At 26.9% G+C, this 10226-nt stretch carries 11 protein-coding genes; 1 reads left to right on the top strand and 10 read right to left on the bottom strand.

Going from position 1 to position 10226, the window contains the following annotated elements; all coding sequences use genetic code 11:
- The 6 genes from QIA21_RS07600 to QIA21_RS07575 form a co-directional block, all read right to left on the bottom strand.
- Nucleotides 1–1353 carry a PBSX family phage terminase large subunit gene (locus QIA21_RS07600; protein WP_418905782.1) on the bottom strand — a complete coding sequence of 451 codons (1353 nt, stop codon included), beginning with the start codon at nucleotides 1351–1353 and terminating at the stop codon, nucleotides 1–3.
- Nucleotides 1350–1910 carry a DUF603 domain-containing protein gene (locus QIA21_RS07595; RefSeq protein ID WP_418905799.1) on the bottom strand — a complete coding sequence of 187 codons (561 nt, stop codon included), beginning with the start codon at nucleotides 1908–1910 and terminating at the stop codon, nucleotides 1350–1352. The genes QIA21_RS07600 and QIA21_RS07595 overlap by 4 nt, the downstream gene beginning before the upstream one ends.
- Nucleotides 1911–2118: 208 nt before the next feature.
- Nucleotides 2119–2646 (bottom strand): DUF643 domain-containing protein, encoded by a 528-nt coding sequence (locus QIA21_RS07590; protein WP_418905852.1) that lies wholly within the window; start codon nucleotides 2644–2646, stop codon nucleotides 2119–2121.
- Nucleotides 2647–2894: 248 nt separating this feature from the next.
- On the bottom strand, nucleotides 2895–3563 hold the full coding sequence (locus QIA21_RS07585; RefSeq protein WP_418905851.1) for a hypothetical protein: 669 nt from the start codon (nucleotides 3561–3563) through the stop codon (nucleotides 2895–2897).
- Nucleotides 3564–3650: 87 nt separating this feature from the next.
- On the bottom strand, nucleotides 3651–4322 hold the full coding sequence (locus tag QIA21_RS07580; protein WP_418905850.1) for an ErpL protein: 672 nt from the start codon (nucleotides 4320–4322) through the stop codon (nucleotides 3651–3653).
- A 32-nt stretch (nucleotides 4323–4354) separates the two neighbouring features.
- Complete coding sequence (locus QIA21_RS07575) at nucleotides 4355–5191, bottom strand: ERF family protein (RefSeq protein WP_418905849.1); 837 nt, start codon at nucleotides 5189–5191, stop codon at nucleotides 4355–4357.
- 564 nt (nucleotides 5192–5755) lie between these two features.
- Between QIA21_RS07575 and QIA21_RS07570 the strand changes: the two genes are divergently transcribed.
- Nucleotides 5756–6532, top strand: a complete 777-nt coding sequence (locus QIA21_RS07570) for a site-specific integrase (RefSeq protein ID WP_418905814.1) — start codon at nucleotides 5756–5758, stop codon at nucleotides 6530–6532.
- A gap of 5 nt (nucleotides 6533–6537) precedes the next feature.
- On the opposite strand, the gene QIA21_RS07565 is transcribed toward QIA21_RS07570, so the two are convergent.
- From QIA21_RS07565 to QIA21_RS07550, 4 genes are all read right to left on the bottom strand, one after another.
- Nucleotides 6538–6963: a DUF261 domain-containing protein gene (locus QIA21_RS07565; protein WP_418905722.1), complete on the bottom strand. Its 426-nt coding sequence runs from the start codon at nucleotides 6961–6963 to the stop codon at nucleotides 6538–6540.
- Nucleotides 6964–7015: 52 nt separating this feature from the next.
- Nucleotides 7016–8365: a DUF244 domain-containing protein gene (locus tag QIA21_RS07560; RefSeq protein ID WP_418905848.1), complete on the bottom strand. Its 1350-nt coding sequence runs from the start codon at nucleotides 8363–8365 to the stop codon at nucleotides 7016–7018.
- Between the two features lie 702 nt (nucleotides 8366–9067).
- Nucleotides 9068–9637: a Bdr family repetitive protein gene (gene bdr / locus QIA21_RS07555; RefSeq protein ID WP_418905847.1), complete on the bottom strand. Its 570-nt coding sequence runs from the start codon at nucleotides 9635–9637 to the stop codon at nucleotides 9068–9070.
- Between the two features lie 12 nt (nucleotides 9638–9649).
- Entirely contained in the window at nucleotides 9650–10192 is a 543-nt protein-coding gene (locus tag QIA21_RS07550; RefSeq protein ID WP_012579278.1) for a chromosome replication/partitioning protein, read from the bottom strand.
- Between the last annotated feature and the right edge of the window lie 34 nt (nucleotides 10193–10226).

Genomic DNA, 10226 nt, shown 5'->3' with positions numbered 1-10226 from the left:
TTACAAAAATCTTTGATTGCCAAAATGAACACTTCTATCTCTATATCCTAAAGACAACATCAAATATGCAGCAGATATTGCATCAAGCGCGTCATCGGGAGTTTTATTATCCCCTTTATAAGCGTAAATATCGCTAAATACAGTAGAACTACTATACTTTGCAATATAAAGTTTTTTGTAGGTAAAAGGTGTAATTAACAATGCTATTCTACTAAACTTATTAGACTTTGGCTTTACTGGGGCAATTCTAAAATATTGACTCATATTCTTTCTAAGAGTCATATATTCACGCGTCAATCCTCCAGCGCCTTTAGTATTGTCTCTATCTTCTATGTAAAGCGTGTGTACATTGAAATTTTGTAAAACAGTCTTGACCATATTCATAATATAAGGGTCAATAGCCGGTCGTTGATCTTGAAATACAAAAGCATAGTACTTATCATCGACTCTCTCCATAACACATAACGCAGTATTATCACCTCCAATACTAAACGCTGGGTCTAAATATGCTATCGGGCTAGTAAATACATAGTCTTGCATAATATTAATTTGTGTGAAAATTGAGTCGGTGCTTGCTATCCACTCTCCTAGCAAAACTCTTGCCTTGTATGCTGGTATATCTTTATAGAGTTTCTCTTGAGTTTTGATAAATTCTTTACTTAGGAGAACATTATCGTAAGTTGTAAAATTATATGTCTTAAAAGTAGCTGTATTATTGATATAATCAGTTTTGAAATAATGTTCTGGATGATCTGGATTGGTATCAAAAATAATAGTTTCTTGCGCGCACCTAAGTCTTTTTAATACTTCCTCTAAAGTTTGCTTATGTAAAGTAGTAGCCTCATTTACAAAAATGAGTGCTGAATTACTACCCCTAAACCTTTCAAAATCACTTGCCTTGTCCCCTCCATATAAATTAATCCGTAGTGAATCAATCAGTATATATGAATTATTCCTATGTCTTGGAATATATGAAATATTAAGAAGTTTGCATAGCTTTTCAAATTGCCCCAAAACATTAACTTCAACTGAACGTTGAGAATTGCCTATGATGAAATTATTAGTATCACTGGAATATAACTTTTTATTTGCAATTAAACTTTTAATAAACAGATAACACGCAAGATACGTTTTGCCGCTAGCTATACCGCCACTGAGTATAATTTTCTTTTCGTTGTTCTTTTGGATACTTTTTATAACCCTATTTTGCTTTACGGTTAAATATTTCTCTTCAAACTGAGCAAAATTAACCAAAGAGTTTGTTGTTCCAAAAAATTTAGATATATCAACTCCAAACTGATTTTTGTATTCCTTTTGAAGTGTTGTAAAAAATTTTGTTTGATATAAATTCACTTGTACCCTTTACTACTTTTGTAGTTACTTTTACTCTCAACTTCATGAGCAGAAGTTAGCTTTTTCATACATTCATAGTAAAGCTCCATTTCCCTTATTGAACACTCCTTTATCAGGTCATTAAGCTCACTCTTTAACAAACTAATTTTTTCATTAACATTATTTTTCTTGTTACATTTTTTATTCAAAAAGGCAATTTCGGATTGTAAATCTTCTATTTTTAAATGCATTTTGGCTAGTTCAATGCTTGCATATTGTTTAAATGCTCGTATAAATCCTAATTCTAAATTAGAGCGCTCTAAATCTAATTCTCCCTTAATTTTTCTAGCTTTAGCTTCTGATTTAAAAGTTTGGGCTACAAGATGTTCAAAAGTATCTTCACTAATTATTACTCTAGAATTATCACCAACAGAAGTTTCCCCACTCTCCCATTTTTGTCTCATTCTCCATACATTTACTCTAGAAACTCCAAGTTTAGCTGCTATTTCTTTATCATCCAATAATCCTTCTCTAAAGTAGGCAACATAATCATCAAAAGAACGTTTAACTTTTTTCAAAAAATTTCTCTAAAGTAACAAAATTAACAAATTGTTACTCTAAATAGTAAAGCAATTTAACAAATTGTTAACATAAACTGATAACTTCTTTATACCTATTGACGGGTGTTTAATATTTATTGGCTTTTATTGATTTAGCTAGCTGCTATTTCTAAATCAAAGATTATGAAAATAGCAGTTCACTAATTTATTGTATTTTGCCAAAAATTTACTCTATAATTTTGGAAAAACTTTTAACTACACTTATAAGATTCTTACTTGTGAAAATTTTCTTGTCATAGTAGTGTATGTTTATAAATAAAAAATATGCAAATTCTATAATCAAATATATTTGCTTTTGTTTTGATATTTTTTGGTTTATATTCTGAAGAATCCTATGAACAAAAAGCAAAAAATTGATGGATTTATCTTCTCCTAATCTGTCCAAACATTTTTTTAGTATTCCTTCCTTATAGCTAAAATCAAATTTAATATCTTTGGAACTATGTTTTTTTATTAGATATTTATCTTTCAAAACTTCTTTAATAAATTCTTTTTCGGGGCCTAAAGTGTAATTTATTACCTCATTAATACTTTTACCAGTTTTTCTTTTGTATTCTTGTATTACTTCATAAGCACTGTATATTTGTCTTTTTTGCTCCAGAGTTACTTGATCAGTTCTGTACAGCCTATCTATTTCCTTTTTTAATTTCTTACCTAAATTATCATAAAAATCTGAAACTTTATTAGCATGCATATTATATATATAATAATATAGCAAAAACACAATTATATATGCTAAAATTTTAGCAAAGGAGGAAATTCCAAAAACCATTGAAAAATGTTTAATATTAAACTTTAACCAATCATTTTAGCGAACTTAATACTCATAAATGAAAAACAAGACTAACAAATAGTCTTGTTTTTCATTTATGTTTATAAAAGCATTTTTTATTCTTTTTTATCTTCTAACTTCTTAATCTCTTATTCAATTTTTTCAATTTCTTAATTAAAATTATGTTCATACATATCATATAAATCTTGAAAGTTTCTAAGTCTAATACTGAAAGCCTCATTTATTTTTTGCTTATCATATACCTTTACTTTTAAAACTTTACTTGATAATACTTTTTTAAGAAAATTGGGCATCTCATTTTCTTTTAAAACTAGAAAACCACTGTCTTCTACAGTCCATTGCTTACTAAGTGAATTTATAATGGGTTGTTCTTTATCAAAAGAACAACTAATAATTATATTTTTTATGTTGTTAGTATTTTTTAGTATTTCTTTTTTAAAGAAAAGAGCAATCTTTGACCCCTTTTCAACGCTGTAAGCAAATACTAACCCATTAATATCCTCAAACAATAAATCCTTTTTTATTTTAGTGTTATCTTTTGATTTAGTTTTATCGCTATTGCTAAAGACTTCACTAATAGCAGTTCCAAATAGATACAGTAAGTTAAAAACATCTTTATCCGCTGATACAAAAAAATATCCTTTCTTATTTTCATCTTTTTTATCACTTATTTTTAAATACAAACTATTTTCTTGCATTTTAAAATCTTCATAATCAAGATCATTATCACGACTATTAAAGATACCTCTTAAAAATTCGTCAGCATTTAAAGAAAATAAAGCAAATATAAGATATAGAATAATATAAATTCTTTTCATTTATCATGATTCTCCAATATTAATAAGAAAACAAGACTAACAACTAGTCTTGTTTATCATAATTTATGCTTTTATAAACCATTTCTTTTATTTTTTAACACCTTCAGCCTCTTCTCCATTATTTTTAAGCTCTTCATCAATTTGCTTAATCGCCTCATCTATTATTCCACTTGACATATCACTAGTATCAGTACCAGAACCATTAGAATAACTTACACTTAACCCATATTCTCTAGCTTTTGTCCAGGCCTGTGCTCCACTGCCTCTTTGATTTTGGGCTCTATGACCTTGAGTTTCTCCAGTTGCAGTATCAACTTGTCCTTTATATCCTTGAAATGTCTGTCTAGCCTCTTCTAAAGCTTTTCTTCTATCATCTCTTTTCTTTTTCAAGCTATCTTCAAGTCCCTTTAACTTATCTTCAAAATTTCCTTTCCCTTTTAATTTTTCTTTTATTTCTTTTACTTTTTCTTCATACTCAGAATATGTTTTAAGAGAAGTTGTTTTAGCATCAGATTTATCTACTTTATCCTTTAAATCCTTAATTGTTTTTTCAATCTCTGATGTATCTAATGTGGATAAATCTTTTGTCTCTAAAATATTTAACAATCCATTAAATTCTTTTTTTATCTCTTGTTCTATTTGTTTTGAAATTTCTAAACTTTTTTGTTCTGAAGTTTCTAAATCTTTACCATTTACATCATTCTTGCAAGAAATTATTAATGCAAAAATAGAACAAATAATAAACATTTTTTTATTCATAACAATTATCTCCCATACTGTAAATATTTATTTCAAATTCTTTTAAAATTCTTCTTAAATTCATCCAATAAAATTGCATATGAATTGCTTTTTCCCAAAAATGTAATGAATTGAGAACCATCAATAGTTTCTATTTTTGTTTCTATGTTTTTGTTTTCATAATATTCTCCATATTCTACTTCTTGATAACCATAATAATAATTGGCTTTAAATGCTCCCCCTTTAATCATCGAATTTACAAAGTTATTAATTTCTGACTCTTCTAATGAAAATAATTTAGCTGCATGCCTCCCTGCATTTAAATTTGTTACAATAACATATTCTTCTTTTATTACATCTAAAGTCCCCAAGTCTATCCAATCACCGATATTTCTTTTTTTATATTTAATATTCACAGTGAAATTAAAAAATTCGTCACTTCTTATACAAAGATGCCCTACTAAAGCGCATCTTCTGAAATAAGTAATAGCTGCACCATAAAGTTGTAGTAATGTCTTTCCACCTACTCCTTTAGACCCATTTTCACTGTTGCATTGTAATTTATCTGTATGAATTGGTGTATCAAATGATTCTCTGTACCCAGTACTTTTACTGTAAAATGTAGTTCTAATAACATCAACTCTACCATATGGATCATGTGTAAAAGTTGGAAATTGCCTAAACATAAGATCCAAATTGTGCTTTTTAATAACATTTTTAATTTCTTTTAATATTTTATCTAAACTCCAATAATAATACTCGTACCCCTTAGGATTCTTGTCAATACCCGGCAAATTCATTCTTAGGGTTTGCATATCTTTTCTGAATTGAATTTTTGCTTGAATATTATTTTGCATATCTTGATTATTATTGTTTGAAACATTGTTCATGGGTTCCCCCTTTTAATTATTTTTCAAAATTTTACCTAGCTATTACTTTGCTCGTCATATTAAGTATGATTCTCACAAGAACTTATCAATACAAAAAAACAACACAAACAATAAACATTCTCATATTTTTATTCATAAGTTACTCCGCAAGCCTAAACATAATGCAACCTCCAATAATTACAATTTTTTAAAGATTTAACTAATTAATTTTGTTACATTTTGCGTTACAAAGTAACAAAACTCAAATGTAATTTTAATCAAACTTAGAAAATCTCTCCATTGCAAATGTTATACTCATTACAAAAGACTACAAAACACATACAAATCAAATTTCAGAGTCTTTGCTATATATCACCCAAAGTATATTATCTTTCTTGGGTGCACCCCTTAGAAATCGACACTTCTGTTTATTACAGCTACTCTACAGCACGGATTTTGCTTGCAATGAGAGACACCAAAATTTGACTAAAATTTTACGTTTTTGATAAAATATAAATTGCAATTTTTATCTATTTTTATTACTTTTACTTAATTTAAAAGTAACACTTATAAGGAGAGGATATTATGGACTTTAATAATTATCTTAATTTAAATAAAGACACTTCGGATTTTTTCCTCAAACTCATAAAAGATTATCAAAAAGTAATAGATGAAAACAAAATTCTAAAAAATACCATAAAAAATTCATCTAAAACTAAAAAAGAAAATCTAAAACCCAGTCTTAAGTTTTATATAACTCCAAAAACTAGAAAACTAATTGAAAAATGTATCAAACAATTAAAACAAATTGATCCAATATCTGGGTGGTTTGTATATTTACTTTTAATAAGTGGATGTAGGGGCACTGAAATTCAAAAAGTAAAAATGCAAGATATTACCCAGTTATCAAACAAAACTGGTGAAATTTATTACAATATAAAAGTAAATGTAGCAAAAAAAAGAAGTATCACTTGTATTAGAGAAATTGTCATTGACGCTAATGAATTTGCGGCTATTGAAATAGCGCACAAAAATCATTTTGAAGAAAAAAATCTTGATACTAGAAGAACTTATCTTTTCCAAAAAACCAAACATAAGTTTAAAGATAATCAAATTGATATTACTCATATTTCTAAAAAATTCAAAAATCTTCTTAAAAAATCGGGATTTAAGGTAAATAAATCACTCCATTTATGTAGAAATTTATTTATTTCAAATTTAAAATCTAATGGCTACAATTCTTTCCAAATTAAAGAACTTATGAAATATTCTTCAACTCATGAAATTGATAATATCTACGGACTCTCTTCTGCTAACAAAATTCAGGCTTATAAGTGCATCAAAAATGGCTTAAAGCTGTAGCAAGACTATCTAAGTTTAAATATGCGCTTTGAAGTTACTTTGAATAGTTTTCCATTAAGCTTTAAATCAAGTGAATCATATAATATTTCTTTCTCTTTTGTAGCAATAAAGTGTGACCCATTAACACCCTCAATTTTAACTTCACTTATTTCAAATTCATTAGCAGCCACAAAGTAATTGGAAGATTCATATCTAACACTAGTTCTAATTCCATAATAATTAAGTATCATACAAGGATCATTAATAAAACAATTTTTCTTGATGTACCCGAGTCCTAAAAATCTGCGATACGCCACATTTATTCCAAAAGCATTAAATTCAATATTCTTCAACAAACTTGTATAATAATGCAAGCATAAAAAATAACACCCCCATCTTTGTATCTCTCCAAGTAAACTCCTATTTTTTTGTTTTATTTTACTAATAAGCATTAATTAATCCTCCAATGTTAAATATTTTTTTTAATTTTTTTAGTGCCCCCATTCAAAAGGGGACACTATTTGCATACGACATATTGCTCATATTGCTCGGCAAGTAAAATTTATTATTTGTTGTCGAAAGTTCCGTAAATCTATCTGCTATTGCCCTTTTCTTAGGATCGTAATTGAACACAAATTGCTTGAATCTGTAATTTACATGATTCATTAGTGGATATTTATCTAAAATTTCATTAATTTTAATTTTGAGTAGTTCTTTAATGGGTTTTTCTCTCCTTTTGTTTTCATTTTGAATTTTATCTAGTTCTGATTTTAGATTGTCAATCTCAATCAGCTTACACTCAAGATTAGCAGCAGACTCTTCGGTTTTAATCTCAAGGTCAGTGCACTCAACATACTCTACAAATTCATTTATCCAATCAAACTCAACTCCAGATCGATAAAACTCACTCTTTACTACCAACTCCTCAATCTCTTCAATGAACTTAATAAACGCATCATTATCATAATCACTTGCAATTAATAAATTAGCCCCATTCTTTTCAATAATTTCGTTTCTTACGTTGAAAACTTCCCATTCACATTTTTGAACAAATTCTAAAACTTTTGATATCAAAGAATTATTTCTTTTTATCTTACAGTTAACCGGTGCAGCGTCTATTAAGAAGAATAAATTACAATACTCAAGTCCAGTACATGCCAACTGCATTTGTGCTTGCACATAGTACTTGAAAAAATACTTACTACTTAAAAAATTGCCATTTTTATTGTACTCGGCTATAGCACTACTCATATAATTAGAATCACTACTCTTAATCTCTAAAAGCTCTAAATCACCACCATTATTTATAAACCATCCATCAATTGTTGAGCCTACTAAAGTTGTAAAACCATCCATTTTTTTGAAATAATTATATTTATCAACACCGTTGGCATATTTGTTTTTATACAAAACATCAATATTATCACCGTGAGCTTTAACAAATTCTCTAAATCCTAAATTTTCCAACTCTTTACCTTTGAGCATATACAAATTCTCTTCAAAAGGCATACTCATACCAAAATATTTAAGCACTCGGTTTATCATCAAGTCTTTAAGTCCAACTCCACCAATCAGAACAGTACCCACTTCACTAGCTCCATATTTATTGAGTTTGTTTCTCTGCACGCTAAAATCAATATTTCGATTAAACTTAAAACATTCTTGACTGCTTATTCCTGGTAATTTTTTGCCTATCTTGCTTAATTTGCTTTTTTCTTTAATGGGAAGAGCTTTTTCCTCAAATATTTCACAACCAATAAAACTTTGTTGCTCAAAATTCATCATGCTGGATACTCCGTTATGCATATTATCTTGAATATTTAAATTATTATTTTTGTGTGACACATTGTTCATAATGTACTCCTTCAATTTTGGTTAATAATAATTATATAGCAAAAACTATTTTTACCAAGTTTTTAACAAAAATTTTTGTAAAAAATAAGTGGGACTTAACGAAATTCTTTTATTAGAAAATCTGTTAAGTCCCAACCTAATTAAATTGATTTTTGATTTATGAAACTAACATTTTTTTAGCTATACCTATTATATAATAATATATGTTTTTGTCAACTTTTACACAAAATTTCTTGTAAATAAAAATATGGAGAACTTATAGAAAATCTCTTACGAAAGAAATTCTATAAATTCCCACTAATGATTTTTGGAAAATTCTAAATAATTAACCTTCGTTGGTGTTTATGCAATCAACGTTATTTGACAATAATATAACAAAAATAGTTGTTGTCAATTTATTTGTAAAACTTTTTGTAAAAAAACAGTGGGGACTTTATTAAAATCTCTTGTTAAAAGAATTTAATAAAGTCAAGGGTTTAGCAGAATTTATTATAAAAATAATTCTACTAATTAATCATAATTCAATTTAGAATTAAAATCAATTTGTCTTTTTACCAAAAAAGAACTTATTTAGATTCTTTTGTTATAAAATTCAAATAAGTTCTAATTTAGAATAGATCAAAAATAAAACGTTATTTTCCAATAAAATTCATTGGTTTTAATGATATAATACTTGGAAAAGTCACATTATATAATTTTTCATTATTTGACGCCTTGTATATATTGCATTAAAAATGAATGTATAAACGGTCCAAAAATTGCTGCTGCGATTATCAAAAAATGTACCATTCTGTTCCCCATGCTAAGTTTTAAATGTAAATTCTTTACTTCATTTTCAATCTTATTAGTAAGTTCATTTTTAAAAAAATCCATTTTGATATTTAAATTTTTTTCTGCATTATCTATTTTAGCATTTAAAATAGATATATCTTTTTGTAAATTCTTCTCTACATTATCTATTTTAGTATTAAGTTCGTTTTTAACAGAATCTATCTTGGTATTTAAATTCTTTTCTACATTATCTATTTTAACGTCTAAATTAGATATATCTTTTCGTAAACTCTTTTCTACATTATCTATTTTAACGTCTAAATTAGATATATCTTTTCGTAAATTCTTCTCTACATCGATTATTTTCTCTTTTAAATATTCAAAGTTGTAATTATCATTATGAAGAAAAACAAAATCTATTGCCTCCTCACTAAACCCGATGTTTAAAAATTCATTTTTAATACTTTCTATATTGTATGTCCTATACGCTAAATTGCTCATACAATCCTCTTATTATCCTTTTAATTGTTTATATTTTTTTAAAAGCTTGTTAAGAAAATCTTTTTGATTTTCAAGAAGTTCTTCCAAGATAAACGCTGTAAATTTAGCATGATTTTTGTAAAAATCATAACTTTCTTGTTTTTTAAGCTGAAATCTTAGAGGCTTTATCGGGTTTTGTTTTGACTTTTTTATTGTTTTGCTCTCTTTATTTCTTAATATAATTAATGTTTCCAGTATGCCATTTTTTATTAGAAATTCTTCTTGTATAATCCCATCTTCTATTGCATTAGCAATTTTTAAATAATTATAGACCTGTGCTCTTGCAAGTCTATAATCTTTAGAAAAAGCTTCAAAACTTTTATACCCATCAAGTTTATAATATTCATTATCTTTAATTTCTTTTAAAATTTTTAAAGTTTCTAACTTACAATAGATTTCTTTTTTAGAATTAATTTTTAACTTTTCTTTTAAAGAATTATAATGATTTAATGCACTATCAGCAATAATATAATTTCCATTATCGCTTAAATCTCTTTTATTTACCTTAATATCCAACTTAAACTCCTTTTATATTCAACAGTCTACTAAT

This window comes from Borreliella japonica, assembly GCF_030438115.2.
GTDB lineage: Bacteria > Spirochaetota > Spirochaetia > Borreliales > Borreliaceae > Borreliella > Borreliella japonica.
This window is presented reverse-complemented; position numbering and strand designations above follow the sequence as displayed.